Here is a 26,624-nt window from a genome sequence, read left to right on the forward strand (position 1 = left end):
AGGAAAAACACCTCAAGTAATGATAACGGCAGTCTCACGAGAGCTATCCGGTTTTCTTTGGGCAGCGATGAATCTAGTAGCTTAGAGTTAGAATAATGTTTCATCAAATGGTTTTATTCGTTAGAGAAGATGTACGATAAAGGAGGAATACTTGTTGACTCAGTGTTGAAGCAAATTTGAATTTCAAATTTGACCTTCGTTTTTAGACTAAGAACAGCTCCCGATGTATAGATTATCCTGCGGTATCCAACCCGCGAATATCAGTCTGATCAATCGTCGCGAATGCTTTTCTCTAACGAGTTAAACTATTTGATGATAAAAATGCGAAAAAATATTTACGGCTCGGTTGGGTGCGCCATATCAGAGTTTGTCCCAAAACCTCGAAGGAAAATTTGCGGGAGTTCCCACGTTTCAAGTGGTTAGGCTTTAGCGGTTAAGAATTCCTAGATTTTACGAATGAGTTCAAATTTTACGGTGGTCTTCCCTTCTAACCCTTAACAAACTAATCACTAGTACCTTACAACGGGAGAGGCCTATGAAAATAGGACTCACGAGCGTAATCGTTCAAGATCCGATTGCGGCTTTTCGATTTTATACGGAAGTCCTGGGTTTTCAAAAAAACTTTTTATCCCCGAAGCCAATTTAGCGATCATCGTATCTTTCGGAGTGAAGGACATTCATAAAGAATACGAACGTCTCAAAAATTTGGGAGTTGTTTTCAGAAAGGAACCCGCAAAATCCGAGACGGGAATCGAAACGGTCTTCGAAGATACTTGCGGAAATTTGATTCAGATTTATCAACTCGCTTAGATCGTCTATAAAATCCCAGGAATTGAAAAATATAAGAGTTAGGTTTTAGGAATTGGAATTTTACGGTAAAACACAAGAGGAAAAAAATGAAAACGTATATCGCAATGTTGAGAGGAATCAACGTAAGCGGACAGAAAAAAATCCTGATGAAAGACCTTTCCTCTCTCTTTATATCCCTGGGATTTACAAACGTAAAAACGTATATCCAAAGCGGAAACGTTTTGTTTCAGAGTAAAAATAAGAATGTGGAAGAACTCATTCTATCCATTGAGAAAAAAATCTTGGAGGTTTTCGGTTTCGAGGCGGCTGTGTTCATCAGAACCAAAGAAGAATTGAAATCCGTCCTTGGATCCAATCCTTTTCCTAAAAAAGATCCGAGCAGAATCTACGTTTCCTTTTTGAACGAATCCAAAAAAAATCCGGATATGACCGAAATCGAATCTGCAAAAGTAAAAGGGGAAGAATTGATCGTTCGGAACAGGGAAATCTATTTCTTTTCTCCGAAGGGTTACGGCGCCACAAAACTATCGAACAATTTTTTAGAAAAAAAACTGAATGTGGCGGCCACCACGAGAAACTGGAAAACGGTGGTTACGTTATGCGCTTTGGCGGATGAGCCGACAACAAAGTGATCCATTCAGGATCTTTAAAATACCGGAAATATTGCGAATTTACGGATGATATCTCCGTTGGAGGATGGAGCCGGTCAAATCGGAAGAGCATTTCCGATCGGTTGTTCCAAACTGTTCGTATTTTGAGATCGAATTCTATCCGGGTCTTGAGAATCTTTTCTATTTTTTGACATCATAATCCGTATGTTTTACTCGTAATATTTTCGACGTTTCCGGTCTCGCGTTCAAAAATATCGAATAAATGAATATTCTAAATTTATAACATTCTAATTTTAGTCGAAAATTCCCAGGTCCATTTTGGCGTCTTCGCTCGCCATTTCTCTCGGGTCCCATTTCGGAACCCATACGATTTCAACTTCCGCGTCGGTAATTCCTTCCACTCGAAGCGTGTGATCCTTGACCTGCTGTTTCATCTGAGGTCCGGCGGGACAGGCCATGGAAGTATAGGTCATATCGATCTTCGCTTTGGTTCCTTCGACCTTGATTCTATAAATGAGCCCGAGTTCGGCGATGGAGATTCCGATTTCGGGATCTTCCACTTTCTTGACTTCTTCGTAAATCCGTTCTTCCAATATGTTTGTCGGCGCCTCTAACATTTCCGTGCTCCTCCTTTGATCTCTTTCTTTACTTTCTCGATTATAAAACTCTTACGGGCTTTCGCAAGAATCTTACGGCCTCAATATTTCCGTAAAAGAAACTTCCGTTTACGAATGTGTTGTAAAGGCAGATTTATTTCTTCCTAAAACTTTTGCGGGAACTCCCGCGTTTTATGTCCCACGATCCGAATCTTTCCCCGCGGTAGGGATCAAAGCGGGGTCGACCCACTGCAAATTCGGAAAAAGTTTTTTCAACAGAGCGAACTCAGTGGGTAGACCGGAGCTGCGAGCCCGGTCCGCGCAGCGGAACCGCCCGAAATTTGTGGGAACTCCTATCCATTCGAAGCGTGGTAGTTCCCACAAAATTCTATTCAATTACGGTAAAATCCCGCTACTTTTCGATTCGAGAGAGCGCCCTTTCCAGAGTATTCCACGGAAGAACCGCACATTTGATCCTCGCCGGTATTTTCTTCACCGATTCCATCGATTCCAGATCCTCCAACTCTTCGCCGAATTTCGGGTCCTGGTTTTCCAGAAACATATTCTTAAAACGAGAAAGTATATTCGCCGCTTCGGAAACCGTTTTTCCATGAATCGACTCCGCCATCATGGAGCCGGAGGCTTGAGAAATAGAACATCCCTTTCCCGTTACACGAACGTCCGCGATTTTATCTCCGTCGAGATTGATCGTCAGTTCGAGCTCGTCCCCGCAGAGAGGATTGATCCCGTGTTCCGACAGATCCGCGGGTTCGAGTTTGCCTCGAAATCTCGGATTTTGATAGTGATCCAGTATGACTTCTTTATAAAGACTATCGCTTAAGGACACGGGAGAAAATCTCCTTTACCTTAATTAGACCCTCGATCAATCGATCGATGTCGCCTTTCGTATTGTAAAGGTAGAGACTCGCGCGGCAAGTTCCCGGTATGTTCTTAAACGCCATAAAAGGTTGAGCGCAATGATGTCCGACCCGAATCGCAATTCCCTCTTCGTCCAGAATTGTTCCGACGTCGTGCGGATGTACTCCCGGAAAGTTGAAGGAAATCACTCCTCCCCGTTTGGATAGATCCCTCGTTCCGTAGAGTTCCAATCCGCCGAAATCATCCAATCGATCGAGTGCGTAAGCGAGAAGTTCCACTTCGTGATTTCTAATTTCCTGCATTCCAATCGTTTCGAGATATTCGATCGCAGACTCGAAACCGATCACTCCCGCGATGTTAGGAGTTCCCGCTTCGAGTTTGGAAGGAAGTTCCGCATACGTGGAGCTTTCCTTATAAACCTGAGCGATCATATCTCCTCCGCCCATCCAAGGAGGCATCTCTTCTAAAATTTCTTCTTTCGCGTAAAGAACCCCGACTCCGGTGGGACCAAGCATCTTATGCGCGGAAAATACGTAGAAATCATAATCCATTTCCTTCATATTCACCGGGAGATGACAGACCCCCTGAGCCCCGTCCACAAGAACCTTAGCCCCTACTTCTTTCGCCCTTTTTTGAATCGGTCCAAGATCGTGGATGGTTCCGGTCACGTTGGACATCTGAGCAACGGCGACTAACTTTGTCTTAGTCGTAATGATCTCATCCAAATTAGTAAGATCTAAAGTGCTGTCTTCGTTCAAAGGAATGAATTTAAATACCGCTTTTTTTTCCTGAGCCAACATCTGCCAAGGTACGATGTTGGAATGGTGTTCGAGTTCGTTCAAAACGATCTCGTCCCCTTCTTTGACTTGAGTCCTTCCCCAAGTCTGAGCGACTAAGTTGATCGACTCGGTCGCGTTTCTCGTAAAGATACAAACCTTCGCGCACTGGGCTCCGATAAATCGGGAAAGATGAATTCTACTGAGTTCGTATTTTTCCGTGGCTTTTTGAGAAAGATAATAAATCCCACGATGTATGTTTGCGTTTTCTTCTCTATAATACTTTTCGATTCTATCGATGACCGTAAAAGGTTTTTGAGAACTAGCCGCGCTGTCCAAAAAGACGAGCGGTTTTCCGTTCATCATCGTTCCCAAAATCGGGAAATCGGTTCTGATTCTTTCGGCTGAGAAGCTCATATATGTCAATCCTCCAAGTCCACTTCGACGGAGTCACCTACGATTCTCACGGGATAAACCGGGAGATCTTCCACGGCGGGCATACAAAGAGCCTTTCCGGTTTTGACGGAAAACTGCGCCTCGTGCCTCGGGCAGGTGATTACGTCCCCGCACAATTTTCCTTCGGAAATGGCTTCTCCGTCGTGTGTACAGACGTCTTCGAATGCGTAAAGGAACCCATCCAAACTCGTGATCCCAATTCGATTATATCGCGTTTCAATTACTTTGACCTTCCCGTTTTCGATTTCGGAAAGATTTGCGAGTTTACGAAAGCTCATACCGGACCCTCCACCTTACGGGCGATGAGTTCGAACAGTTCTTCTCGGATGGAATCCGATTCGATTTCTCCGATCACTTGACCTAAAAATCCGTCCACGATCATCCTTCTCGCCTCGTCCTCGTCGATTCCTCTCGACGCTAGATAAAACAACTGCTCTTCGTCGATCTCTCCGACCGTTGCCCCGTGCTCACACTTTACGTTTTCTGCATATACTTCCAGCTTTGGAATCGACTCCGCCCTTGCAAAACGACCCAAAAGAAGGTTGTTGTTGATCTGAATCGCATTCACGTGTTTGCAAGTGTTCGGAATATGAAGATTTCCCGTAAAGATATGATGCGCCTTATCTTTCAGCGCGCTTCGATAAAGAATGGAACTTTCGGTATTACTTTCCCTATGAACGATCTTCACTTCCGAATCCTGAAATTCCCTTTCGGACATCGGAGCCAAACCGATCACTCTCGCTCTCGCTCCTTTTCCGGAAAGTTCTACGTTCAAAAGATTTTTGCCCTTGTAACCGCCGGGAGTGATCTTTGCTATTTTTACGTCCGAGTCTTCTTTTTGATCGGAGAATAAATTCTGAAAATGAAATACGGAAGAACCGAAGGACTCGATTCCCACATAAGAAACTCCGGATCCGGCTCCCGTGTAAATCGCGGTAAGGCCTTGGAAGAGTTTGAAGTCTTTCTCTTCCGGACATTCGTAACGTTCGGCGATAAACGCCTTGCTGTGATTTCCGATTTTTACGACAAGGATAGGGAGAATTTTATTTCCCTTCTCAAGCCGAAACTTGATTTCGATTTCTTCCCTGAGAATGAGATCGTTTTCCACTTCGAGATAAATTCCGTGGGTGAAGTTGGAAAGGCTGTAAAGAGTAAACCATTCTTCATTCCGTTTTTGGAATATACTTTCGAGGTCGTTTAAAAAGGATTCGAGTTCTTTTCCCGAAAGGGATTCCGCCCTTTGGAGTTTGACGCCGTTGGGAACCTTGCAAGAAACCGCGTCGGCGCCGGGGGATTCGGTAAATTCTTCCGGATGAAAATTAGAAAGAGGGATTTTTCTCCAGGATTCGTTTTCCGATCCCGGAATTTTCAGAGTTCTGAATTTTGCAAAGACCTTGGCGCGGAAATCCTTCAGAGCCTGGGGTTCCTTTCTTTGAGAAATCAATTTCTCAAATTGAGTTTCCAAGGACACTTGTTGTTTAGTCTCCGGATTCTGCAAGGATCCAGTCATATCCTTTCTCTTCCAATTCCAGCGCGAGTTCTCTGGTTCCGGTTTTTAAAATTTTTCCTTTTGCAAATACGTGTACGAAATCGGGCGTTATGTAGTTTAGCATTCTTTGATAGTGTGTGATGAGAAGAATGGAACGTTCGGGAGTTTTATTTCTGCTGATTCCTTCGCTTACGATTCGAAGCGCGTCGATATCCAATCCGGAATCCGTTTCGTCCAATACGGCAAGTTTGGGTTTGAGTAGACTCATCTGGAGAATTTCGTTTCGTTTTTTTTCCCCCCCTGAAAATCCGTCGTTCACATAACGAGAAATAAACGATTCCGGAATGTCGAGCGCAGCCATGGATTCTTTGAGCTCTTTTCTAAATTCTTTGACCGGTAGTTCCTTTCCTCTTACGGATTTTACGATGGTCTTTAAAAAATTTCCGATCGTAACTCCGGGAATGCTCGTAGGATATTGAAAGCAGAGAAAAATCCCGAGTCTGGCTCGTTCGTCCGTCGGTAGATTTAAAATGGATTTTCCCTCGAATAGAATATCTCCCGACAATACTTGGTATTTCGGATGACCCATAATGACGTTGGAAAGCGTGCTTTTTCCGGACCCGTTCGGCCCCATGATGGCGTGAACTTCTCCGGGTCGAATCGTGAGATTGACTCCTTTTACGATTTCTTTGATTTCTCCGGAATCCCCGACTTGAATTCCCGCCCGGAGATCCTGGATTTTTAAAATCTCGGCCACAAAAGCACCTTTGTCAGTGAATATTTGAGATTGCGATTCTTTTCCGAACGACTACAAAGTTATTTGTTATCTTTCAGTCCCAAGGTCGGCTTTCGACCGGAAAACCGTCCCAGATTCTTTCCTCTCACCCCTATTCTACCAGTGTTTTTTTTTGTAAGGAGAGATCAATAGCAAAGGGAGTTCCCGCGTTTCAATAGAAAAAGGACAAAGCATTTCCCGAACCGGACTCTAAAACCGATCCATTCACAAATTTGAATCTTGACGATCCATTTCTTTTCTTCTAAAATCTTTACGGAGCGAAAAGTATGAAAAATAAATGGGTAGTAGTCGCAAATCGGTCCGAAGCAAAAATTTTCGAGTATAAAGGATCTCGGAAAGGCCTGGAACTACTGGAAAGTATCGAAAATCCAAAAGGCAGAATGAAAAATCGAGAATTGATCCTCGGTTCTTCCGGTCGTGGAAAACACGAAAAGGCGCAAAGAACCGCTTTTGACACGGAGTCCGTTCAGGAACCGAAACGAAGAGTTGCGGAATCTTTTGCCGGCCAAATTTCGGACGTAATCTCTCAAGGGCGGAAGTCCAATCGTTTTCTCAGTCTTGTTCTCATTTCAGAACCCGGATTTCTCGGAATGCTCTTGGATAAGATGGATCGAAAATCCCAGTCCATGATTTTTCATAAGATGGGAAAGGATATCCCTACGATGAACAATCGAGCGATCCTCTCCCACCTTCGAGGAGTTCTCATATAGAATATTCTTACCAAAGATCCATACATAGTCGTCCCATAAGCATTTTCTTGAAATGGGACTTAATCTGTGGGAACTCCCATTCTAATGGATAGTGATCAGGAAATAGTCATAACCTTACCCACAAGTACGTGGATCTCAAGATAAATCTGTCGGAATTACGACAAATCTTCTGTGAAACTTACGCCCTGCAACGCGATCCGTAGAGAGCGTTGCATTGAGTTTCCCCTAATTTTGGGTGGTGGGGCGAATAAACTCTATTTCGCTCTCTACGGGTCGCGAAATTGGTGGAAAGGCTCGGGAGGCTTTTCTCTATCAGAAAATCATACTTTTTGCAATTAAAAAGCTCCATTCTTGTCGGAACACTTGAAAAATGTGCGTTTTTGATCCTTCTTATTCCAAAAACCTTCTTAACTTGTGGGTAAGGTTATGGGAAATAGTGGATAGGTGTTTTGTTATAAAAGCAAGAACTCCCGAATTACGGAAAAACACCCTATCCACTGACCCCTATCCACTGACTCCTAGTACCCTGACATCTGACCTCCTATTCACTGATTCCTAGTACCCTGACATCTGACCTCCTATTCACTGATTCCTAGTACCCTGACATCTGACCTCCTATCCACTGATTCCTAGTACCCTGACATCTGACCCCTATCCACTGATTCCTAGTACCCTGACATCTGACCCCTATTCACTGATTCCTAAAACGTGGAATTGATTCTGCAAAGAATCGGACCATTTCCTTAGGAAAGAAATAGACAGAATCCTCCTCTTTCAATTATTTAGAGCTTGTCCAAAATCACAAAAATGTGGGAACTCCCATTCTAGTGGATAGTGATTAGGAAATAGTGGATAGGTGTTTTGTTGTAAAAGCAAGAACTCCCGAATTACAGAAAAACATCCTGACATCTGACCCCTATTCACCTGATTCCTAAAACGTGGGAACTCCCATTCTAGTGGATAGTGATCAGGAAAAAGTGGATAGGTGTTTTGTTGTAAAAGCAAGAACTCCCGCGTTTTCTTTTTGGATTTTTGGAAAAGCTCTAAATTTTTTGATTTCATATTCAATCAATTGAATATTCGGAGATTCGAATGGCCAAAGCACAATACGTCCTCTCCATCGACAGCGGGGGAAGCGGAATACGCGCGTTTTTACTGGATCGAAAAGGTAAAATCGTAGAAAGACAATATGAAAAAACCCCTCCGAACATTCCGATTGCGGGAGCCTTGGAACACGATCCGGAAGTATTATGGAAAGCCCTTCTATCCCTTTTGAAAAAAATCCAAAAGGATCAACAAGTCGTAAAAGAAATCGCCGCATTAGGAATTTGTAATCAACGAGGTTCGTTTCTTCTTTGGGAAAAATCCACGGGTAAACCCCTAACTCCTTTGATCAGTTGGGCGGATGTTCGTTCTCATAAAACGGCCGAAGCCATGAATCGGAATCCGATCTGGCAAATCATTCGTTTTGTTTCCACGATTGTCGGAAGATTGACCAATCATCCGATGATGATCGCCACTTCCATGCTCAAATTTACCACCGATCACGCCACTTGCCGATTGAAATGGGTTTTAGACGAAAATCCGGAACTGAAACAAAGATGCAAAAAGGGAGAAGTCCTTTTCGGCACATTGGACACTTGGTTCATTTATAAACTTAACGGAGGCAAACGACATCTTACCGATTCGTCTAACGCGGTCGCAACGGGGATGTTCAATCCTTTTCAGTTGATCTGGAATCAACCGATCCTTACGATTTTCGGCATTCCTTCCAATCTGTTTCCGGAAGTAAAGGACAGTAACGGAGACTTCGGTCATTGTTTGCCCGAGTTTCTCGGAGGACATTCGATCCCGATTCGAGCATCGATCGGCGATCAGATGGCCGCTCTTTTCGGTCATTGTTGTTTTGAACCGGGCGAGGTCAAAATCTCCCAAGGATCCGGAGCCTTTGTGGATATCAACATCGGTCCCAAGGCGAAACTTTCCAGACGCGGTCTATTCCCTATGATCGCTTGGAGAATCGACGGTAAAACCACGTACATGTTGGAAGGTTACGTTGCGACCGCCGGAACTCTCATCGACTGGTTGGGTAAGGGAATCGGACTTTCGGATACGCCGAAGGTTTTGAACGAACTTGCGGCTCAAGCGGACGATACGGAAGGAGTTGTTTTTATTCCGACTCCAACGGGCGCTCGTTTTCCTTACTTCAATCCTCGCGCAAAAGCTTCCGTGATCGGTCTATCCCTTGCTTCTCATAGAAGACACGTCGCGAGAGCCGTTCTGGAAGGGATCTCTCTCAGTCTTTATGAAATCTTGGAAGGAATCCAACAGGATACAAAGGTCAAAATCAAGGAGATCAAAGTGGACGGAGGAGTTTCTCAGTCCGATATTCTGCTTCAATGCCTTTCGAATTTTTCGGACGTAAGAGTGGATCGCGCTCCCGAACCGGATATGACCGCGACGGGTGCGGCCTATCTCGCGGGTTTATCCGTCGGCTTTTGGAAGAACTTAGAAGAATTGAAAAGTTTACAGAAAGGTTATAAGTCTTTCGAGCCCAAGATGGACTCGGCCCAAAGAGTTCAAAAGATTGAACGATGGAAGAAGGCGGTTGCCGCCACTCTTTCCATCGAATGAAGAGTTATTATCCGAACTTACGTTAAGAAGAATAACGCGAGTTCGGTGTAAAAAAATTTGGGCGAATCCCTCGCCGGTATTATCTTACGGGAAAAACCGGCGAGGGACCGCGCTTGAACTCAATGTTGCTCCTGCGGTCGCAACATAATGCTCCAATCGCTTTCGCGTGGGTTATACCGAACAACTTAAGGGACCGCTAAAAACCCGCATTTTTTGAAAATCTCTATTAGAGCTTGTCCCAAAACTTGAAAATGTGGGAACTCCTACGTTTTTAAACGAACGGTAAACTCCGTGCCGTTATGGATAAAATCGGAAAGATTTTAACCCCTAAAATCTGATCCTTATAACGTGGGAACTCCAGCAAATTTTCACTGGAGGTTTTGGGACAAGCTCTTAGAATGTTTTAGAAGGCGTTTTGCGCTGATTCAAATATCGAAACGAAAGTTTTTAGAGGTTCTCTGAAGAATAAAAAAACTTTCGCCTCATTTCGAGGAACCCTTCGAGGATTTTTTAGAGCGGATTTGAATGCCCAACGTTTTTAAACTCGCCTGCATCGCGTCTCTAAAACCGGGATATAAATTCAAAACATTAAAAAAATCCTCCTTACTGAGCGTATAAAGTTCGGAGATCCCGACCGAACGAACCGTCGCCGATCTTCTTTCTTCCGTAACCAAGGCCAATTCTCCGAAAAACTTTCCCTCGGAAAGAACGGCGATGACTTCCGAATCGTTTTTAGAAAGAATCTCGACCGACCCTTCGGTTAGGATATAAAGATTATCGCCTATATCCCCTTTTCGGAATAGGATGTCCCCCGGAAGAAAGATATGATGTTTTAAGGAAAACACGAGAGTTGTAACGAGAGCGGCCTCCGCACCTTTCAAAAAGGGAACCTTTTCGAGCAATTCCCGATGCAGATGAATTTTGACTTCTCTTTGTAAAGAAAGAGGGAGATCGCTTAAAAGTTCCTTCTCGTTTTCGCCGAGCCCCCTTTCCATGATATACATGTAATAGTCTCGGATTTTTCTTCGGATGAAATAGGGCAGATTCCTCGCCTTTAGATAAGAATCCACTTGAGACATTCGTTTGAGCTGAGCCGCGCGGACTAAATCAAGATTTCCTAATATACTCGCGATGTTACCGATGACAGTCGCGTAAACCGCGGCCCCCAACATCATCACGAGAATGACGTAAATCCTTTGATTGGTGGTTACGGGTAAAACGTCTCCGTAACCCACCGTTGCCAGAGTCATCACCGACCAATAAAGAGCTTTGACGTATTCGTCCCAACCGGTTTTTGCGGAGTCGAGTTCGTCCATATACAACCAACCCACGGCGCACCAGTGAGCGACGACGCTGATCCAAAATCCGAGTAGGACCAATCGTAACACTCCGGGTGCGGGTTTGAAAGCGAGGTTGAGTCTGTGTAATATCGCGGGAACTCTAACGACCTTTACGATTCGAGTGATTCCGAAAAAAAGAAATAAATACGGATGATAAGAAAGATCCATTCCTAAAATTTTCTGAGCCGCAAGTTCAAACGGAAACGCGGCGATAAAATCGAAAAAGAACCAAGTCTTGAGATAACGGAGAATATTTTCCCTTCGGATATAAACCCGTTTACCTTTTACGAACTCCGGCGAAAAGATATAAAACAGGATGTCTCCGAAGTAAAGAAAATCCACGAGAATATAAAGACCGTTTACCGCAAATCCCTGTTCGTACGACAAAACGATCCTCAAGGGAGATTCAACGGATGCGTAAAGAATACATACGAAAATTACGATGTCCCAAAGGATTCGCATTCGACTGTCCGGATGAAACAGACTCATTCGGTTCGCTCCATTTTTTTGGAAAAGAGAATATCCTATCTCGAAGTTTTAGAAAGAATTTATTTTTTAGTTTGTGCTAAAACGGCGGAACCGAACGGATTTTGATTTTTTAAACCGAAAACTTTTCCATCAGACGTTTAATCTTATCCGATTGTTCGTCGATCAGTTTTGCACCCGAGTTGATTTCCTGAGAACCCGAAGAAATCAAACCCGCGCCCTGTAAAAGATCCTGAATCGAATGAGTGATGGAACTGTATGCGCTTTTATTTTCCAAAGAAGAATGTTCCAAATTCGTAATATTCGAAGCGATCTCGTGCATCTTGCGTGTATAAAGATTCAAACCCGATTCCTGAGTTCTCATGTCCTCCAGCAGATGCATGCTAAAACGCGCCATGTTGGAGGCATTCTCCTGGATCATCGTAAAAAAATCCGAAAATTGACGCATCTCACCGTTTCCGGATTCGATACTCGCTCTCGTAAATTCGATCAGATCCGTAATCTCTCTTGTGTTTCTCATCGTATGATCGGCGAGTTGCGAGATCTCGTCCGCGACGATCGAAAATCCCCTACCCTGTTCTCCGGCTCTCGCGGCCTCGATCGCAGCGTTGAGAGCAAGCATGTTCGTGCGGGTGGAAATATCTCCGATCTTCACGAGAGATTCGTTGATCTTTTGAACGGTACGTTTCACTTCTAAAAACGATTTCTGAACCCCGTCCACCTTCTCCCTTCCTTTCAACGCGGTTTCGGAGGATTCTTTCGCCTTCAACGTCAAAGAGTTCAAAGACTCGGTCACCGTAATCAAGGAGGAAAGATTTTTCTGGATTTCCTTTTCCAAGTTTCGAAGATGTTCGGCGGAAGTAAGGATGATGGAAGTATTCGTCTCCGCTAACAGACTCAGACGATCGATATGATCGGCCACTTTCTGGGAATCGTCCGCCTGGGTTTCCGAAGTGGAAATAAATTCTTTCGAAACCTTGTAAAATTCCTTGCTCGCCTTTTGGGAATTCTCGACCGAAATTCTAGCTTCGACGATGATTTCTCGAAGGGACGTTTCCATCTTTTTTAAGAATTCCAAAAGTTCTCCCATTTCGTCAAAACGATCGATCTCGATCCGATTGTTCAAATTTCCGTTTTGAATTTCGGACGCAAAGTGAATCGCCTTTTTGAGAGGAAACATCACGGATCGGATGATGGATCTGGAAAATAAAATTCCCGCGATCAAAGAAAGAAAAGAAAGAGCGCAGATCATATATAAGGAAAACGTAAGTTGGGATTCCGCGATATCCTCGCTCTTGCGGGAATGGGAGGCTTCTAATTCGATCAAAACCTTGATCGTTTTTCGAAGGGAAGCGTTCAAAGGATTGATTCCGCGGACGTACAAAATCTGAGCTTCTTGCCTTTTATTTTCCTTACCCAAAAGATGAATCGTTTCCGCGTATTGGGAAAGATTCTCCAACCCCTCTTCGAAAATTTTCAAGTTTTCAAGTTCGTTCGCTTCCAAAGAAAATTCCCGAAACTTCGCGTTATTCTTCTTTATTTCATCCAAAAGGGTACGCACTTTCTTGTATTCCTCTTCGGAAAGAAGCGCGTCGATCGTGGATACTTTGGAGGAAAGAGTCAGCTCCGCAAGAATCAACTTTTCCAAAGTCAAGTTCATCAATTGAAATTTAGGTTGCGAATTTTCGATCATCGATCGAATCGTTTTCCGATACACGAAAGTATTATAAACTATCAGAGCGGAAGAAAGGATAAATACACCGATGATGGCTCCGAAGCTGAAGCGCAATCTTGTTTTAATACTGATATTACCGAGTAGATTCACTGTCTAAATTTGCGGAAACGTCTTGCCGACTATTTTGATTTCGAAAGAAAATTGATGTAAGAGATCACGTCCTTGATTTGTTCTTCGGACAATTCTTCCTTCCAGGGAGGCATAAACGGGGAACGATTTACGCCGATTCCCCCTTTTTTGATAATTTCTTCCTTTTGTACGTCGGTCAGCTTAGTGATCGTAAGATTTGCCGGAGGTGGAACCTTTCCCGTAGCGAGGCGGCCTTTTCCGTCCGCGGCCTCTCCGTGACAAAGTACACAATAAGTGCGGAACACGATACTTCCCCGAACCGCGGATTTTTCCATGGAATCGAGAGCCGTCAAAGAAAACGCAGACGCCGAAAAAAGAAAAAGAATTATAAATTTTGAATATTCTTTCATTATTGTACGTCTATCGTCATTTTCATTTCGGGATGTATCGCACACTGAACGGTGATCTTACCGGACTTTTCGAACTTTACCTTTTGCGTTTTTCCCTGAGAATACGAACCTAAATCGAAAATTTTTGCGGGAGACAGAGAATAGACGTTGTGATAAAAAGTGTCGTAATTGGGAAAACTCACCACGTCTCCGACCTTGATTTTTAAGGATTCCACCGTAAAACCCTTATTCTTTTGACCCACTTCGTGTTCCGCCGCCGAAACGTTTCCGCCGCAAAAAACGAGAAAAATAAAAACCGCCACAAACCGAATTAACATTCAATACTCCTAATTTATGAATTTATGATAAACTTATCTCGGAAATTCCGGAATTGTAATCGGGACCATTTTGCCGCTTAAGGATCTCATAAACTCGACGAGATCCGTCTTTTCCTGAGCGGAAAGTTTGAGAGCGGCCATGTTCGGATCCAAGTTGTTTTTTTCGTCCCCACCACGATCGTAATGTTCGACGACTTCTTCCAAAGTTGCGTAACTTCCGTCGTGCATATACGGGCCCGTTAAAGCGACATCCCGCAAACCCGGAGTTTTGAAAGCCCCTTTCATGGATTTTACCGGCACGATTTTAAATCTTCCGACTTCCTTGGAGGAGTTTTTCAAACCGATATTGTGAAATCCGTTGTCCGAAAAACGTTCGCCTTGATGACACGCGGAACAATTCGCTTTTCCGTTAAAAACGGAAAAACCCCTCTGCGCCGATTCCGAAATCGCGGTTTTATCCCCTTTTTTCCAACGATCAAACGAAGATTCCGTAGAAAGGATCGTTCTTTCAAAACTCGCGATGGCCTTTCCGATCGTTACCGCGTTTATGTCCTCGTTCGGGTACGCCTTGGAGAACAATTCCTTGTATCCGCGAATATTCTTTAATTCTAATATAAGTTCGTCCATCTCCTGATTCATTTCGTCGGGAGACGAAATCGGACCCAACGCCTGCGCTTCCAGATCGTCCGCTCTTCCGTCCCAGAACATTTTATTTCCGTACGCTCCGTTGAGAATCGTGGGAGTATTTTTTCCCAAAACCTTCATATTGTGTCCGATCGCGGTTTTCAACCCATCCCCCCAAGCGAGACCGGGATTATGGCAAGTGGCGCAACTGATCCAATTGGAACCGGAAAGAATCGGATCGAAAAATAATGTTTTTCCCAGCAGGATTCGCTCCGGAGTCGGAGAATTATCGGGAGGAAAAGGATAGGCGATCGTTTCTACCTTTTTCGTTTCACTTTCCTTACGAACGAGTTCTTTGTTTTCGTCCTTACAGGATGAAATGGAAAATAAGTTGAAAATTAAAAATACAATCCAAAGAATTCGAAACAAATCGGCCCCCTTTTATACGTTTCCACTTTTATCAATTTACAATATTCTAATAGTCCCCGCTTATCCACTTAGTTTATAACTTAAAATATTAATTATTATAATCCGAGGCTTGTAAAACGAATATCGTGCAAATTTATGACCGAACGATTAGGAAAAAACTTATTTTTAACGGTATCCATTGGAATTCTAAAAATCGAGTATTAGGGTTCAGTGGTTAGAATTCAGGGTTCAGGGGGATTTTCCTAACAGAGCAATTAGACTTTATCAAAGGTTAATTTCCTTATTCTGTAAATTAACTATCCACTGATCTCTAAACACTGACTCCTAAAACCCTAACATCAGATCCAAAACGATTTTTCCGTCCACTTCTCCGATGATCGGATTCATCGCCCTTTCGGGGTGAGGCATCATTCCCGCGACCTTGAAATTTTTGGACGTGATACCCGCAATCGCTTCCAGAGAACCGTTCGGATTTTCCCCGAAGTAACGAAATAAAATTCTCTCTTCGTCTTCGAGTTGTTTGATAACGTCGGATGTCGCATAATAACAGCCGTCAGCGTGAGCGATGGGAATTTTCAATTCTTTCGCGGAGTCCAAGGAGGCGGTGACGGGATTGTTCGCGGAGCCTTTTTTCAAGGTCACTGTTTTGCAGATGTATTTGAGAGTTTTATTTCTTGTGAGAGCTCCGGGTAGGAACTCCGCTTCCGTGAGAATTTGAAAGCCGTTGCAGATCCCGAAAAGTTTTCCGCCCTTGTCGACGTGCTCCTTCACCGATTTCATCACCGGGGAAAAACCCGCCATCGCTCCGGAACGAAGATAGTCTCCGTAAGAAAAACCGCCCGGAAGAATCACCAGTTCGTATTTTTTATCGAACTGATCCCTGTGCCATACTTGGTCCACTTCCGCATCGTATTGATCTTTTAAGACGCGACGGATATCCGCGTCGCAATTGGAACCCGGAAAGGTGACTACCGCGACTTTCATATTTTTTGAATATTCGCAGAATATGTTTCTATAACGTGATTGACGAGAATCTTATCGCAAAGCCTTTCCACGTCCTTCTTTGCCGACTCTTCGTCGGGAGCGTCTATCTTGAGTTCGATATACTTGCCGACTCTCACGTCTTGCACCGATTTTTCTCCGACTTCGGAAAGGACTTTTTTTACCGTACTTCCTTGCGGATCTAAGACGGAGTCTTTAAGGACTACTTGGATTTTTGCGATGTACATGAAAGAATGAGATCCTCTATCTTCTGGTATTTTTCTCTCAGCTCTTGGATAAGTTCCGCCGGGAGATCGGGCGCGGGTGGCATCTTGTTCCAGTTCGTCGTTTCGAGATAATTCCGAAGGATCTGCTTGTCCAAACTCGGTGGAGAAATTCCGACGGAGTAAGTATCCGCAGACCAATACCGGGAAGAATCCGGAGTCAGAAGTTCGTCGATCAGAATGACTTGTCCGTCCAAAATCCCAAACTCGAATTTGGTGTCACAAAGAATGACTCCCGCCCTATCTACCACTTCGGAGGCGCGCAAGAAAATGGAAATCGATTTTTCTTTCAGAATCCCGAACAGTTCCCTTCCGATCCGATTCTCCATTTCCTTTTCGGAGACGTTCTCGTCGTGGCCTTGATCGTTTTTTACCGCGGGAGTAAAAACGGGTTCCGGAAGTTTTTCAGATTCTTTCAAACCCGCCGAAAGTTTTACACCCGCGAGAGTTCCCGCATCCTTGTATTCCTTCCAACCGGAACCGGAGATATAACCTCGAACCACACATTCGTAATCGATTCTTTTGCACTTCTTGACGAGAACCGACCTGCCTTCCAGGTCGGGATGATTTTGAAACGGAGAAGGAAAATCTTTCACATCCGTCTCCAAAATATGATTGGGAATGTCTTTGAAAAATTCGAACCAAGAAACGGAGATCCGATTCAGAACTTTTCCTTTGTTCGGCACGGCTTGCGGAAAAACGACGTCGAACGCGGAGATACGATCCGAAGAGGAAAGAATCAATCGATCTCCTAAATCGTAGATGTCCCTGACTTTCCCTCTGTAGGAAGGATTCGGCAAATTCATAATTTCAAAACCATCATAGCGATATCGTCGTCATTCGTACCTCTGTCCGAATGAGCAAGAATGGATTCCATCATAGAAACGAGGATATCTCCTCCTTTGGAAACTCCATCCTTAAAGATGCTCATCAGCTTTTCTTCTCCGAGAATATTCATACTCTTGTCGGCGATCTCGGTCGCTCCATCCGTATAAAGAAGAAGATAAGAACCTTTCTCGAATTGAATGGATTTGAATTCTTCCTTTACGTTGATTTCGATCGGAATGATCAGAGGTCCCATACCGGGAAGAGTCGTAACCTCTCCGTTTTGATAGAGCATCGGAGAAGGATGACCTCCGTTCGAATATTCGAAACTCAGATCCTTGTTTAAGATTCCGTAAAAGAACGTGATCGAAAATTCGTCGGGAAGAATTTTCTCAAGATTATGACGAAGGGTCCGCACCTTCTCCTGCAAACTCTGATCCGGAGAAAGACTGGAGACCTGCATCTTGAGCATCGCAGCGAGTAAGGCCGCGGAAGGACCGTGACCGGAACAGTCCGCGATAAAAATATGAAGAGAATCGTTTTCGATCCAAGCGTCCGTGTAATCCCCTCCGATCTGCATCAGAGGTTGAAAGATCGTACTCAGACCCACCCCGTTCCATTCCAATTCTTTTTCGGGGAGAAGTTCCTGTTGAACTTTTCTCGCCATGATCAATTCCCTTTCGTAATTTTTTTTCTGCTCTAAAACCTCGTCCTGAAGAATTTTAATCCGAATGCAGGCGCGGATCTTGGCGAGCAATTCCCTCGGTTGAAACGGTTTGTTGATGAAGTCGTCCCCGCCGTGGGAAATCGCTTCGTCGAAACCGACTTCGCGGTTGATCCCCGTGATAAAAAGAATGGGAAGAAGTTTGAATCTTTCGATTTCCCTCAGTTCTCTGCAAAACGAAAAACCGTCTTGGTCCGGCATACTTACGTCCAACAAAAGTACGTCCACTCGATTGGTAAGAAGCACGTTACGCGCATCGGCGGCCGACTCCGCCGTAAAAACCTGAAAGCCCAAAGGTTTGAGGGTATGTACGATCAGCTTGAGGTTGATCTCCGAATCGTCGACAGCAAGCACCGTATAAAGACTGTAATTCGCAGCGGAGGACAATTTTTTACCCTTCCCTTTCCGGTAAACTTTCGCGTAGATCTTCGATCTTGGACAAACGATAAGCGAAACGGAACAATACCAAAAATAGAACGTGATACGCGAGGACTCCCATCCAAAAACTCAGACGAATGTCCGAATCCATTCCTCCTTTTCCGAGGATCGACTCCGGATGATTTCCGGGATTGTCCATCCAGCGAATCGCGCCCCAAGTGACGACAGCGTTCACCGCGCATAAAATACTCAAGAAGGCCGAAAAAACTTTTTTCTTGGAAACATCCGTAATCAATATTCGAAAAACAAAATATGCAATTAAACTGATAAACAAAACGGTAAAAGACTGAAGCCTCGCGTCCGTTTTATCCCAGGAGACGCCCCAGGCGCTGAGCGCCCAAATTCTTCCGGAAAAAATGACTCCCACCGCAAACAAAAGAGCGATCTGATTCGCGGAAAGGGAAAGCAAGTCCCATTTGGATTCTTTTCGAATCAGATAAAGAACCGCAAAAACGAGGGAAAAGATCGGGCCGTAAAGGGCCACCCAGGCGACCGGAACGTGAAAGTAAAAGATTCTGTGGGCGGTTCCTTGTTGTAAAATCACATTCGGAAAATTGAGTGAAAATAGAACTACGACCGGAAAACCGATCAAAAAAACCGCGGATAAAATCCAGTCCCAAACGGGATGAGCGATTCGGATTTTCATAAGAAATAGAGTATTCACGGGATTGTCGGTGGAATCAAGAAAGATTCTTCGGTTCTTCAGGGTTCGTCGCCGGAAAGTTCCAAAAGTAGAATTCCGATTCCCGCGTAAAAAACGCAAAACGAAAGTAAGATGAAAAGTCCCGGAACCGGATCGAAAACCGGAAGCCGCTCCAACTTTCTCTCCGCCTCCATTCCGAAAAGTAAAACCGGAACCGTAAACGGGATCATCAAAAGCGGAAGCAGAATCTCCTTCAGTCTGGAAGAATCGCTGATATGACTCAAGGCCACTCCCAAAAAAGAAATACAAAGAACCCCCGGCAAAAGAAAAATCAGATTGATCGTAAGATCTTTCCAACCCAAAGGGAAGGCCTGAAAAAAAACGGATAATAAAATCATTAAGTAGACCGCGGCGATCGTAAGCCCCGAAAAAACGGCGAAAGACTTGGAAAGAAAACGCATCCATGTCGGAAGAAAAAGGGAGCCGATTCTCCCTCCCCCGCTTTCCCGTTCCTCCCAAGCCGATTGACCGATAAAAACGTAAGAGGTAAGAAACAAAACGGACCATTTGATTCCGATCAGGGTCTGACGATCGAGTTTGCCGGTTTGTTCCAACGCATAATTAAAAATGAATACGATCGAGGTGATCAAAACGAGAACGGAAAGGATTCCGTTGATCGCCCTTCCCAATAACAGAAATTCCTTATGAAGCAGGGAGAACAGAAGTTTCAAGATTTCCCTCCTTTAAAGTCAGGGTTTTCGTCCCGCGAGAAAAAGGAATTCCGGGATCGTGAGTTACCATCAGCACCGCGGAGTTTTGTGAGAAATCCTCCAAAAGACGAATTGCGGTTTCAAGTCCCGACCGATCCAAAGCCGTAAACGGTTCGTCCAAAAGAATCAATTCCCCGCCGGTCAAAAGCGCTCGGACCAGAGCCGACTTTTGTTTCATTCCTCGGGAGAACGTGAAGATCGGATCTTCTTTCCGAGACCAGAGTTTGAAAGACCTGAGCAGGGTTTCCAGTTTTTCCTTCGGATATTCCGTCTTTGCGATGGAAAGAAAATAACGAAGATTTTCCTCGAGACTGAGAGAAGTATAAAGTCCGAGTTCGTGGCCTAAATAAGAAATCCGCGGAGTTTGCGGCTCCGAAAATGTAAAAAAATCCTTATGATGTTCGTGATTGAGAATCGCCCTGAGAAGAGTGGATTTTCCGGCGCCGTTGTCTCCTCGAAGAAGAGCGAGTTCTCCCCGAAAAAGAGAAAATGAGATCTGCTTGAGAATCCTTTTTTTTCCGATAGAATAAGATAGATCTTTGCAGACGAAAAGCGCTTGTTCATTGAATGGCAAAACGATTCCTCTTTGAATGCCAAGGTCTCCTTGGAAACGGAATTTACAATGCGTTTTTTTAGATGTCAGTGTTAGTGGATAGTCATAACCAACCTCACAAGTTGAGAAGGATTTTGGAAGAAAAAGGATCAAAAACGCACGTTTCAAGTGGAGTGGTTTAGGGATTAGGACTTTACATACGATGAAACGCAAGCGTTTCAAGTGGCGAGAGGTTAGGTTTTAGGACTTTATATGCAATAAAATGCGAGTGTTCCGACAAGAATTGAGCTTTTTACTTGCAAAAAGTATGATTTTCTGATAAAGAAAAGTCTCCCGAGTCTTCCCACCACCCACCCCGCCACCCAAAATTAGGGAGGGGCTGATCTTTTCACGGAGGGTTGTCGTAATTCCGACAAATTTATTTTGAGATTTAAGTACTTGTGGGGTTGGTCAGATTTCAGTGGTAAGAATCGCTCGTATAAACTCACTACGTTTTTTTTATGTCTGAAAATTCTTTACCATTCCGCGCTTTCGCACCGCTGGAATATCTTTTTTTATTTTTCCTTACTCCTTTTTATTTTTGTCAATCGCACAACCGAGGCGCAGCTCCGGATCGGAGATCAATATTATTCCGGTTTACTCTGGGGCAAAAATGAAATTCTTTCTCCGTCATACTACAACGACGGTTCTTTTTTAAGAACGGATCAGGACTTCATTTTGGCGGCGGGAAGAAATTGGAAAGGAGATCCTCCTCCTTCCCGGGGAAGTTTTATTTTCGAAGGAAAAGAAATTCTCAACTGCGGCCTTTTTAACAACGAAGCCGTTTCTCTTTTGGAAAAGGGAACGTCGGAAGAACGACAAAAAGCGATCTCCATACTCGAAGAAGGAACCCGTTTCGATCCCAAATTTTTTCCGTTTCGATACAACTTAGGCAGAGCCTATCACTTGGAAAAAAAGTATCAGAAGTCGATTACACAATTCGAATACGCCAGCGCGGAAATTCCGGAATATTACAGAACCTATATCCATCTGGGAACGTTGTATGAAATTATTAGGGAACCGATCAACGCCGCGATTCTATGGAAAAAGGCGGTTTCGCTTAACGAGTTCCATACGGAAGCGCTTTTGCTTTTGGCCGATCACTACATCCGAACCGATCTCAAAAATCGCGCGCTTCTTTATATTAAAAAAGCCGCAAGTATCGACGAACAAAGTCCCGATGCGAGAATGGGAAAAGCGAGAATCGAACTTCTTTCCTCCAAGGATCTCTACGCTTACAGGATTTTTAAGAACACGGAACTCGTGGACGATTTGGGACAAAAAAAACAATATAATAAGAAGTTTCATTTCTTCTACGCCGAAACGGCTAGCAAGGTAGGCGATTATGTCACGGCTGCGGATCAATACGAACAACTTTTGAAATATCCGAACGATCCGTTTTTCTCCGAATTTTCTTATAAGGTGATCGAAAGAAGGAGAGACCTTGCGAAACGTTTCGCCGAAATCAAGTCCCTGGAAGAAGAAAACAAAAACGAGTGAAAAAGGTTTGCATTTTTCAATTTTCTTTCGTTATCTTGAACCTGGAGGAATTTATGAAAAAAATCACCTGGCTCACAATCCTGTTTATCCTCCTTAACGTTCCTGCGTTCGCGCAGGCTAAAGAGAAAGGACAGGAAGACCTGAGTCGTTCCGATGTATTTTCCGAACATGGGAGTTCCTACACAAAATCCCTTCAGAAAATCGTCAGAGATCTGGAAAGCACGATCAACGAGAGGCTTACGGATTTGGAGAAGAAACATTCTCTTCTCGTAATTCTGAGACCGGAACTGGAAAAGGTGCAGACAATCGTCACGGAAGACATTCCTTTTACTTTCGACGAAGGGTATGAGAGTAACTTACTCAAGTATGTTCGTTTCAAGTTTGAGGCCGGCAAAATCAAGGAAGTTGAACTTGCCTCTGAGAAAAAAAGAATTCAATACGAATTCGCTTTTGAAAATAAAAGACTGATTTTTTCTCCTCCGGACGTGTTGGCATCTCAGCTCAAACTCGAAAGATTCGACAAAATAGAGAACACCAAAGTGGGCGATATCTCCCTGGAAAATCAGATCAAAGCTTTGAGACTTTTAGAATCAAGCCTAAGATCTTCAATCTACCGGATTGATATTATGATCGCTTTGTATAAAGACAAAAAAGACAGAAAAAATCTCTATCAGATCGATATCTGATCAAACGCGGAGGGAGCTCAGGTCGGTCGCACGAATGAGTTCCCCCGTAAAAGAACTCTTATAGTTCGTCAAAACCTCTTCCGTTTTCCCAAAATCCAATAATTTACCTTCTTCTAATATTCCGATTTGATCGCAGAATTTTTTGGCCGTTCTAAAGCTGTGGGTAATGAGAAGGATCGTGATCTTTTTTTCCCTCGAAATCCTTTTTAAAAGAAACAAAACCTCGTTCAAAAGAATCGGATCCAAGGCGCCTAACGCCTCGTCCAATAAAAGGATCTTAGGTTCGGTGAGTAACGCGCGAAGAATCGCCGCTCTTTGAAGTTCTCCGCCGGAAAAAGAAAGGACGTTTCGATTCAGATTCTTATCCGACAACTGAAACGATTGCAGCAGGTCTTGAAAAGAGCCTTCTCCCCTCTTTGCGATTTCTCCTCCTAAAATTCGAAGCGGTTCCCGAAGCGCCTTTTCCAAAGACCAAGTCGGATTAAAACTTCCGACTGGATCTTGAAAGACGGGTTGTAACTCATGGACCGGAATCTTTTTTCGGTCCTTTCCGAAAATGAAAATCGATCCGCTTTGTTTTGAATTTTTAACTGCGGGAACTCCTAATATCGCGCGGAAAAGGGATGTTTTCCCGGAGCCCGAACGTCCGAGAATTCCCAAAATCGTTCCGGGTTCGACTTCAAACGAAACCGAATCCAAAATCGTCCTCCGATCCAGTTGAAGACTGAGTCTTCGAATTTCTAAGGCTTTGTGGAGATCCGACATTTTTTCCAATTTGAGACGATGCGATTTTTAAAACAAGAATTAAGGTTTCGAGATCGACTAAGGTTTTAAAGCCGACGCTAAGGTTTTCTTGCGATCGCGATGTACGCCTCCGAGGAAAGTGAAATCGGCAGCCGGGTCAACCGCTCGCTTAAATGATCGAACATGATCCTTTTCTTTTCATCCCAGAGAGTGTCTTCCATCTTACTTCTCATCAGTTGGAGCGGCGCGCTCCCTTCGATCATCGTATTCAAAAATTCTTTCACATCCGTTATTTCCATAGAATTGGAAAAAGCGAGGATTTCGATTTCTTCAAAACCCGCGGAACTTAAGTGATCCTTAAAGTAGTCCGGATTTTCAAAACTTGATATATTGGTTTGCGGCTCGGGGATATCCGGATTTGCCTTACGGAGAGCGCCGAATAAACATTGCATCAGCGGAGAATTGGCGATAGGAGCCCAACTGGAAATTGCGACCTTACCTCCGGGTTTCAAAACTCGATGGATTTCTTTCAGGCCCTGCAATTTATCCGGAAAAAACATCAAACCGAACATGGAAAATGCGGCGTCAAAACGATTTCCTTCAAACTCCAACTTTTGACCGTCCATCAAAAGAGGAAAAACATTCCGTATCTTTGCCGCCTTCATTCCACTTTTCAATTGTTCGATCATAGGCGCCGAAAAATCGATCGCGTAGACTTCCTTTACGTTTTTTGAAAGTGGAATCGAAAGAGTTCCCGGACCGGCGGCAACGTCAAGAACGACGTCGCTCGATTTCGGATTCAACAGTTCCATCGCCTTTAAAGAATAAACCTCTAAGAACTGTTTGGTGAATTTCGTACATCCTTCTGCGACCAAGGACCAAGGTTCTACGGATGATAATGGATTGGACATAATTCCTACTCTCTCGCAGATACTTCCAATATTACCAGCAAAATCCGGGATTTTTGTGGGAACTCCTGCGTTTTCGATGTCAGTGGATTAGGGGTTGAGTTAGGGGTTAAGACTTTACAATAGTTTGATATTCTCTATAAGGCGATCCGAGCGAATTTTACTTGGCGCCGAAAGCGACCAATAACGAATCCGGATATTTCCAGGGTCTTTTTTTGGAAAAATCAAACAAGATACAGTTCGAAACGGATTCGCAGGCGATCTTACCATCCGATTTTCGAACGAGTTTTTGAAAGATTTTGCAACGAGAACCTTGCAGTTCTCCGAAACTGGTTACGACGGTAATCGATTCCGGATATCGAATTTCGGATTTGTAATCCGTCTCCGACCGAAGAATCATCGGGCCGATCCCTTCTTCTTTCATTTTTGAAAAACTCAAACCGGCTTCTTCCAGCGCCACCATTCTCCCTTCATGAAGAAAAACCTGAAAATTTCCGACATTCAGATGTCCATTGGGATCGCATTGACTCCAAAGAACGGGGATTTCATACGTAAATTCCTTCCATTGTGAATTCATGAATTGCCTCGCTTCTAAGATGTTAATCGACAATCCGGCAAGCGGGGGGACAATCAATAATTTGCAATGGGAGTTATTCATCAACGTAAGAAAGTTTGGGCGAATTCACAATAGCTTTCGCATTGGTTATCCCGAAATTTGCGGGAACTACCGCGTTTTTTTAAACGAACAGTAAAACCCGGATCTCTTCCGAACCGCCAAGGATTTCGAGGTGGACGTTTTGACTTTTTCGGATATATTTTCTAAATTCGCCACCTTTTGATCGATTCTCGCAAACCTTTTGTACAAAAAGGGGCTTGACAGAAAATTGAGAATGAGCTAATTTAACCTTTAGGTTAATTAACCATATGGTTCAACAAGAAGCAGAAACAGACCACCTCAGCCTTACTTTTGCGGCTTTAGCGGACCCGACCCGTCGCAAAATTCTGGCAACTCTTCGATATGGAAAGGTCAGCGTAAAGCAGCTTGCGGAACCCTTTGCAATGAGTCTCCCTGCGATCACAAAACATCTCAAGGTGTTGGAAAGAGCCGGGCTCATTTCCCGAGGTCGAGAAGCTCAGTGGAGACCATCCCGACTGGAAGCGGGGCCTTTGAAAGAGGCGGCGGACTGGATCGACGAATATCGACAGATTTGGGAAGCAAGACTCGATCGTCTCGACGAGTATTTGCGGGAACTCCAGCAAAATCAAACCAAACAAACAAGGAAAACGGAACATGAATCAGGAAAAAATTAAAATCATCAGCTATTGGATCGTAACCGCTTTGACTGCGGCAAATTACGCGTTTGCCAGTTACGCTTACTTAAGCCGCGGACCGGAAGTTATCGCGGGCATGACCCAGCTCGGCTATCCGATGTATTTTGTGAGCCTTCTCGGGGTTTGGAAACTACTCGGCGCGATCGCGATCACGGTTCCTCGTTTTCCTCTTCTGAAAGAATGGGCTTACGCGGGAATGTTTTTTAATCTCACGGCTGCGACCGTCTCGACCGTGGCCGCCGGAATGGAAACGATTCACGCGATTTTTCCTATGATCGCTCTCGTTTTCGTGGCCTTATCTTGGGCTTTACGTCCTGCAAGCAGAAGATTGGAGGGGATTTGGCATCTATAAGAAAATTCAAATTTAGGAATATTCTTCTTTAATAAAGCGAATGTCCGATGTTTCGAAATCGAAAAAGAAAAGAGGTAGGAAAATAAAATGACGAATGTAAATCAAACGAACGAAGAATTGGTCATCACTCGAATTTTCAACGCGCCGCGAGAAACGGTCTTCGAAGCTTGGACGATTCCGGAACAGATCGTACGATGGTGGGGGCCGAAGGATTTCACATCCCCGGTCTGCAAGATCGATTTTCGAGTGGACGGCAAATATCTATTCTGCATGCGTTCCCCGGACGGACAGGAGTTTTGGTCCACAGGCGTTTATAAGGAAATCGTAAAACCTGAAAAAATCGTTCAAACGGATAGTTTTGCGGACAAAGACGGCAATACCGTTCCCGCCTCCGAATACGGAATTCAAGGTTCTTGGCCCGAATCTCTTTTAGTGACTCTTATTTTCGAAGACCATCAAGGAAAAACGAAATTGACCCTACGTCATTCGGGAATTCCCTCCGGCGAGATAAGAGATATGACGAACGTCAGTTGGAACGAATCTCTCGACAAACTGGAAGGGATCTTAAAGTAGTCGATACGAATAAAATTTGTCCGACTTTAAAAGGAACCTCTAAAAACTTTCGTCTCGATATTTGGATAAGCGCAAAACGCTATTCTTAAGCATTCTATAATATAG

At 44.1% G+C, this 26,624-nt stretch carries 31 protein-coding genes; 10 read left to right on the forward strand and 21 right to left on the reverse strand.

The genetic code is table 11. The features are described from left to right. Positions 1 to 535: 535 nt before the first annotated feature. The 3 genes from LEP1GSC194_RS23245 (at position 536) to LEP1GSC194_RS17130 (ending at position 1,442) form a co-directional block, all read left to right on the forward strand. Positions 536 to 646, forward strand: coding sequence for a VOC family protein (locus LEP1GSC194_RS23245; RefSeq protein WP_231384474.1), 111 nt, complete (start codon positions 536 to 538; stop codon positions 644 to 646). A 20-nt stretch (positions 647 to 666) separates the two neighbouring features. After that, on the forward strand, positions 667 to 810 hold the full coding sequence (locus LEP1GSC194_RS23250) for a VOC family protein (RefSeq protein WP_020774812.1): 144 nt from the start codon (positions 667 to 669) through the stop codon (positions 808 to 810). Between the two features lie 86 nt (positions 811 to 896). After that, positions 897 to 1,442 carry a DUF1697 domain-containing protein gene (locus tag LEP1GSC194_RS17130; protein ID WP_020774783.1) on the forward strand — a complete coding sequence of 182 codons (546 nt, stop codon included), beginning with the start codon at positions 897 to 899 and terminating at the stop codon, positions 1,440 to 1,442. Positions 1,443 to 1,714: 272 nt separating this feature from the next. On the opposite strand, the gene LEP1GSC194_RS17135 is transcribed toward LEP1GSC194_RS17130, so the two are convergent. The 6 genes from LEP1GSC194_RS17135 to sufC form a co-directional block, all read right to left on the reverse strand. Next, positions 1,715 to 2,038: a metal-sulfur cluster assembly factor gene (locus tag LEP1GSC194_RS17135; protein WP_020774790.1), complete on the reverse strand. Its 324-nt coding sequence runs from the start codon at positions 2,036 to 2,038 to the stop codon at positions 1,715 to 1,717. Between the two features lie 391 nt (positions 2,039 to 2,429). Continuing rightward, the gene (gene sufU / locus LEP1GSC194_RS17140; protein ID WP_020774798.1) at positions 2,430 to 2,864 is read right to left on the reverse strand and encodes a Fe-S cluster assembly sulfur transfer protein SufU; all 435 of its coding nucleotides are present in this window, start codon (positions 2,862 to 2,864) and stop codon (positions 2,430 to 2,432) included. Continuing rightward, positions 2,848 to 4,089: a cysteine desulfurase gene (locus LEP1GSC194_RS17145; RefSeq protein WP_020774763.1), complete on the reverse strand. Its 1,242-nt coding sequence runs from the start codon at positions 4,087 to 4,089 to the stop codon at positions 2,848 to 2,850. The genes sufU and LEP1GSC194_RS17145 overlap by 17 nt, the downstream gene beginning before the upstream one ends. 5 nt (positions 4,090 to 4,094) lie before the next feature. Continuing rightward, positions 4,095 to 4,406 carry a non-heme iron oxygenase ferredoxin subunit gene (locus LEP1GSC194_RS17150; RefSeq protein ID WP_017807832.1) on the reverse strand — a complete coding sequence of 104 codons (312 nt, stop codon included), beginning with the start codon at positions 4,404 to 4,406 and terminating at the stop codon, positions 4,095 to 4,097. After that, the gene (gene sufD / locus LEP1GSC194_RS17155; protein ID WP_173644589.1) at positions 4,403 to 5,638 is read right to left on the reverse strand and encodes a Fe-S cluster assembly protein SufD; all 1,236 of its coding nucleotides are present in this window, start codon (positions 5,636 to 5,638) and stop codon (positions 4,403 to 4,405) included. The genes LEP1GSC194_RS17150 and sufD overlap by 4 nt, the downstream gene beginning before the upstream one ends. Next, positions 5,607 to 6,374, reverse strand: coding sequence for a Fe-S cluster assembly ATPase SufC (gene sufC / locus LEP1GSC194_RS17160; RefSeq protein WP_020774788.1), 768 nt, complete (start codon positions 6,372 to 6,374; stop codon positions 5,607 to 5,609). The genes sufD and sufC overlap by 32 nt, the downstream gene beginning before the upstream one ends. Positions 6,375 to 6,679: 305 nt before the next feature. On the opposite strand from sufC, the gene LEP1GSC194_RS17165 reads away from it, so the two are divergent. Then, positions 6,680 to 7,123, forward strand: a complete 444-nt coding sequence (locus tag LEP1GSC194_RS17165; protein WP_020774782.1) for a host attachment protein — start codon at positions 6,680 to 6,682, stop codon at positions 7,121 to 7,123. 1,092 nt (positions 7,124 to 8,215) lie between these two features. Next, positions 8,216 to 9,757, forward strand: a complete 1,542-nt coding sequence (locus LEP1GSC194_RS17170; protein WP_020774804.1) for a glycerol kinase 5 — start codon at positions 8,216 to 8,218, stop codon at positions 9,755 to 9,757. Between the two features lie 482 nt (positions 9,758 to 10,239). Here the strand turns inward: LEP1GSC194_RS17170 and LEP1GSC194_RS17175 are convergent, their stop codons facing one another. From LEP1GSC194_RS17175 to LEP1GSC194_RS17230, 12 genes are all read right to left on the reverse strand, one after another. Next, positions 10,240 to 11,559: a cyclic nucleotide-binding domain-containing protein gene (locus LEP1GSC194_RS17175; protein WP_036043563.1), complete on the reverse strand. Its 1,320-nt coding sequence runs from the start codon at positions 11,557 to 11,559 to the stop codon at positions 10,240 to 10,242. 136 nt (positions 11,560 to 11,695) lie between these two features. Continuing rightward, complete coding sequence (locus LEP1GSC194_RS17180; RefSeq protein ID WP_020774807.1) at positions 11,696 to 13,408, reverse strand: methyl-accepting chemotaxis protein; 1,713 nt, start codon at positions 13,406 to 13,408, stop codon at positions 11,696 to 11,698. Between the two features lie 29 nt (positions 13,409 to 13,437). After that, the gene (locus LEP1GSC194_RS17185) at positions 13,438 to 13,797 is read right to left on the reverse strand and encodes a c-type cytochrome (protein ID WP_020774802.1); all 360 of its coding nucleotides are present in this window, start codon (positions 13,795 to 13,797) and stop codon (positions 13,438 to 13,440) included. Further along, the gene (locus LEP1GSC194_RS17190; RefSeq protein WP_020774779.1) at positions 13,797 to 14,114 is read right to left on the reverse strand and encodes a methylamine utilization protein; all 318 of its coding nucleotides are present in this window, start codon (positions 14,112 to 14,114) and stop codon (positions 13,797 to 13,799) included. Before LEP1GSC194_RS17190 ends, LEP1GSC194_RS17185 begins: the two co-directional genes overlap by 1 nt. 33 nt (positions 14,115 to 14,147) lie before the next feature. After that, positions 14,148 to 15,167, reverse strand: a complete 1,020-nt coding sequence (locus LEP1GSC194_RS17195; protein ID WP_020774768.1) for a cytochrome-c peroxidase — start codon at positions 15,165 to 15,167, stop codon at positions 14,148 to 14,150. A gap of 324 nt (positions 15,168 to 15,491) precedes the next feature. After that, entirely contained in the window at positions 15,492 to 16,151 is a 660-nt protein-coding gene (gene purQ / locus LEP1GSC194_RS17200; protein ID WP_017809147.1) for a phosphoribosylformylglycinamidine synthase subunit PurQ, read from the reverse strand. Next, positions 16,148 to 16,396: a phosphoribosylformylglycinamidine synthase subunit PurS gene (purS, locus tag LEP1GSC194_RS17205; RefSeq protein ID WP_020774760.1), complete on the reverse strand. Its 249-nt coding sequence runs from the start codon at positions 16,394 to 16,396 to the stop codon at positions 16,148 to 16,150. The genes purQ and purS overlap by 4 nt, the downstream gene beginning before the upstream one ends. After that, positions 16,372 to 17,238: a phosphoribosylaminoimidazolesuccinocarboxamide synthase gene (locus LEP1GSC194_RS17210; RefSeq protein WP_020774775.1), complete on the reverse strand. Its 867-nt coding sequence runs from the start codon at positions 17,236 to 17,238 to the stop codon at positions 16,372 to 16,374. Before LEP1GSC194_RS17210 ends, purS begins: the two co-directional genes overlap by 25 nt. Beyond that, the gene (locus tag LEP1GSC194_RS17215; RefSeq protein WP_020774766.1) at positions 17,235 to 18,368 is read right to left on the reverse strand and encodes a PP2C family protein-serine/threonine phosphatase; all 1,134 of its coding nucleotides are present in this window, start codon (positions 18,366 to 18,368) and stop codon (positions 17,235 to 17,237) included. Before LEP1GSC194_RS17215 ends, LEP1GSC194_RS17210 begins: the two co-directional genes overlap by 4 nt. A 4-nt stretch (positions 18,369 to 18,372) precedes the next feature. Next, complete coding sequence (gene ccsA, locus LEP1GSC194_RS17220; protein ID WP_020774767.1) at positions 18,373 to 19,065, reverse strand: cytochrome c biogenesis protein CcsA; 693 nt, start codon at positions 19,063 to 19,065, stop codon at positions 18,373 to 18,375. 56 nt (positions 19,066 to 19,121) lie between these two features. Beyond that, entirely contained in the window at positions 19,122 to 19,793 is a 672-nt protein-coding gene (locus LEP1GSC194_RS17225) for a heme exporter protein CcmB (protein WP_020774771.1), read from the reverse strand. Next, a complete protein-coding gene (locus LEP1GSC194_RS17230) occupies positions 19,765 to 20,406 on the reverse strand; it encodes an ABC transporter ATP-binding protein (RefSeq protein WP_017808208.1) in 642 nt (213 codons plus the stop codon). Before LEP1GSC194_RS17230 ends, LEP1GSC194_RS17225 begins: the two co-directional genes overlap by 29 nt. 483 nt (positions 20,407 to 20,889) lie before the next feature. Here LEP1GSC194_RS17230 and LEP1GSC194_RS17235 point away from each other — a divergent pair, with 483 nt between their 5' ends. Both LEP1GSC194_RS17235 and LEP1GSC194_RS17240 read left to right on the forward strand, forming a co-directional pair. After that, positions 20,890 to 21,924, forward strand: a complete 1,035-nt coding sequence (locus LEP1GSC194_RS17235) for a tetratricopeptide repeat protein (protein WP_051185234.1) — start codon at positions 20,890 to 20,892, stop codon at positions 21,922 to 21,924. Continuing rightward, positions 21,921 to 22,610: a hypothetical protein gene (locus tag LEP1GSC194_RS17240; RefSeq protein ID WP_020774776.1), complete on the forward strand. Its 690-nt coding sequence runs from the start codon at positions 21,921 to 21,923 to the stop codon at positions 22,608 to 22,610. The genes LEP1GSC194_RS17235 and LEP1GSC194_RS17240 overlap by 4 nt, the downstream gene beginning before the upstream one ends. Here the strand turns inward: LEP1GSC194_RS17240 and LEP1GSC194_RS17245 are convergent, their stop codons facing one another. The 3 genes from LEP1GSC194_RS17245 to LEP1GSC194_RS17255 all read right to left on the reverse strand — a co-directional run bounded on the left by LEP1GSC194_RS17245 (position 22,611) and on the right by LEP1GSC194_RS17255 (position 24,839). Beyond that, a complete protein-coding gene (locus tag LEP1GSC194_RS17245) occupies positions 22,611 to 23,375 on the reverse strand; it encodes an ABC transporter ATP-binding protein (RefSeq protein WP_020774796.1) in 765 nt (254 codons plus the stop codon). Between the two features lie 77 nt (positions 23,376 to 23,452). Then, positions 23,453 to 24,265, reverse strand: a complete 813-nt coding sequence (locus LEP1GSC194_RS17250; RefSeq protein ID WP_020774770.1) for a class I SAM-dependent methyltransferase — start codon at positions 24,263 to 24,265, stop codon at positions 23,453 to 23,455. A gap of 157 nt (positions 24,266 to 24,422) precedes the next feature. Then, complete coding sequence (locus tag LEP1GSC194_RS17255) at positions 24,423 to 24,839, reverse strand: acyl-CoA thioesterase (RefSeq protein ID WP_020774792.1); 417 nt, start codon at positions 24,837 to 24,839, stop codon at positions 24,423 to 24,425. Between the two features lie 347 nt (positions 24,840 to 25,186). Here LEP1GSC194_RS17255 and LEP1GSC194_RS17260 point away from each other — a divergent pair, with 347 nt between their 5' ends. The 3 genes from LEP1GSC194_RS17260 (at position 25,187) to LEP1GSC194_RS17270 (ending at position 26,519) form a co-directional block, all read left to right on the forward strand. Then, positions 25,187 to 25,573 carry an ArsR/SmtB family transcription factor gene (locus LEP1GSC194_RS17260; protein ID WP_021064330.1) on the forward strand — a complete coding sequence of 129 codons (387 nt, stop codon included), beginning with the start codon at positions 25,187 to 25,189 and terminating at the stop codon, positions 25,571 to 25,573. Further along, positions 25,554 to 25,946: a DoxX family protein gene (locus tag LEP1GSC194_RS17265; RefSeq protein ID WP_020774764.1), complete on the forward strand. Its 393-nt coding sequence runs from the start codon at positions 25,554 to 25,556 to the stop codon at positions 25,944 to 25,946. The genes LEP1GSC194_RS17260 and LEP1GSC194_RS17265 overlap by 20 nt, the downstream gene beginning before the upstream one ends. A gap of 87 nt (positions 25,947 to 26,033) precedes the next feature. After that, entirely contained in the window at positions 26,034 to 26,519 is a 486-nt protein-coding gene (locus LEP1GSC194_RS17270; protein ID WP_020774806.1) for an SRPBCC domain-containing protein, read from the forward strand. Positions 26,520 to 26,624 lie beyond the last annotated feature (105 nt).

This window comes from Leptospira alstonii serovar Sichuan str. 79601, assembly GCF_000347175.1.
In the GTDB taxonomy this organism is placed as follows: Bacteria; Spirochaetota; Leptospiria; order Leptospirales; family Leptospiraceae; genus Leptospira; species Leptospira alstonii.

Excerpts from the sequence above, each read along its gene's own strand:
- LEP1GSC194_RS17210 (WP_020774775.1), bottom strand. The coding sequence starts at position 17,238 with ATGAATTTGCCGAATCCTTCCTACAGAGGGAAAGTCAGGGACATCTAC.
- LEP1GSC194_RS17170 (WP_020774804.1), top strand. The coding sequence starts at position 8,216 with ATGGCCAAAGCACAATACGTCCTCTCCATCGACAGCGGGGGAAGCGGA.
- LEP1GSC194_RS17265 (WP_020774764.1), top strand. The coding sequence starts at position 25,554 with ATGAATCAGGAAAAAATTAAAATCATCAGCTATTGGATCGTAACCGCT.
- LEP1GSC194_RS17135 (WP_020774790.1), bottom strand. The coding sequence starts at position 2,038 with ATGTTAGAGGCGCCGACAAACATATTGGAAGAACGGATTTACGAAGAA.
- LEP1GSC194_RS23245 (WP_231384474.1), top strand. The coding sequence starts at position 536 with ATGAAAATAGGACTCACGAGCGTAATCGTTCAAGATCCGATTGCGGCT.
- LEP1GSC194_RS17150 (WP_017807832.1), bottom strand. The coding sequence starts at position 4,406 with ATGAGCTTTCGTAAACTCGCAAATCTTTCCGAAATCGAAAACGGGAAG.
- purS (WP_020774760.1), bottom strand. The coding sequence starts at position 16,396 with ATGTACATCGCAAAAATCCAAGTAGTCCTTAAAGACTCCGTCTTAGAT.
- LEP1GSC194_RS17185 (WP_020774802.1), bottom strand. The coding sequence starts at position 13,797 with ATGAAAGAATATTCAAAATTTATAATTCTTTTTCTTTTTTCGGCGTCT.
- purQ (WP_017809147.1), bottom strand. The coding sequence starts at position 16,151 with ATGAAAGTCGCGGTAGTCACCTTTCCGGGTTCCAATTGCGACGCGGAT.
- LEP1GSC194_RS17255 (WP_020774792.1), bottom strand. The coding sequence starts at position 24,839 with ATGAATTCACAATGGAAGGAATTTACGTATGAAATCCCCGTTCTTTGG.
- LEP1GSC194_RS17245 (WP_020774796.1), bottom strand. The coding sequence starts at position 23,375 with ATGTCGGATCTCCACAAAGCCTTAGAAATTCGAAGACTCAGTCTTCAA.
- LEP1GSC194_RS17260 (WP_021064330.1), top strand. The coding sequence starts at position 25,187 with ATGGTTCAACAAGAAGCAGAAACAGACCACCTCAGCCTTACTTTTGCG.
- LEP1GSC194_RS17165 (WP_020774782.1), top strand. The coding sequence starts at position 6,680 with ATGAAAAATAAATGGGTAGTAGTCGCAAATCGGTCCGAAGCAAAAATT.
- LEP1GSC194_RS17190 (WP_020774779.1), bottom strand. The coding sequence starts at position 14,114 with ATGTTAATTCGGTTTGTGGCGGTTTTTATTTTTCTCGTTTTTTGCGGC.
- LEP1GSC194_RS17175 (WP_036043563.1), bottom strand. The coding sequence starts at position 11,559 with ATGCGAATCCTTTGGGACATCGTAATTTTCGTATGTATTCTTTACGCA.
- LEP1GSC194_RS17145 (WP_020774763.1), bottom strand. The coding sequence starts at position 4,089 with ATGAGCTTCTCAGCCGAAAGAATCAGAACCGATTTCCCGATTTTGGGA.
- LEP1GSC194_RS17130 (WP_020774783.1), top strand. The coding sequence starts at position 897 with ATGAAAACGTATATCGCAATGTTGAGAGGAATCAACGTAAGCGGACAG.
- sufD (WP_173644589.1), bottom strand. The coding sequence starts at position 5,638 with ATGACTGGATCCTTGCAGAATCCGGAGACTAAACAACAAGTGTCCTTG.
- LEP1GSC194_RS17250 (WP_020774770.1), bottom strand. The coding sequence starts at position 24,265 with ATGTCCAATCCATTATCATCCGTAGAACCTTGGTCCTTGGTCGCAGAA.
- LEP1GSC194_RS17270 (WP_020774806.1), top strand. The coding sequence starts at position 26,034 with ATGACGAATGTAAATCAAACGAACGAAGAATTGGTCATCACTCGAATT.
- ccsA (WP_020774767.1), bottom strand. The coding sequence starts at position 19,065 with ATGAAAATCCGAATCGCTCATCCCGTTTGGGACTGGATTTTATCCGCG.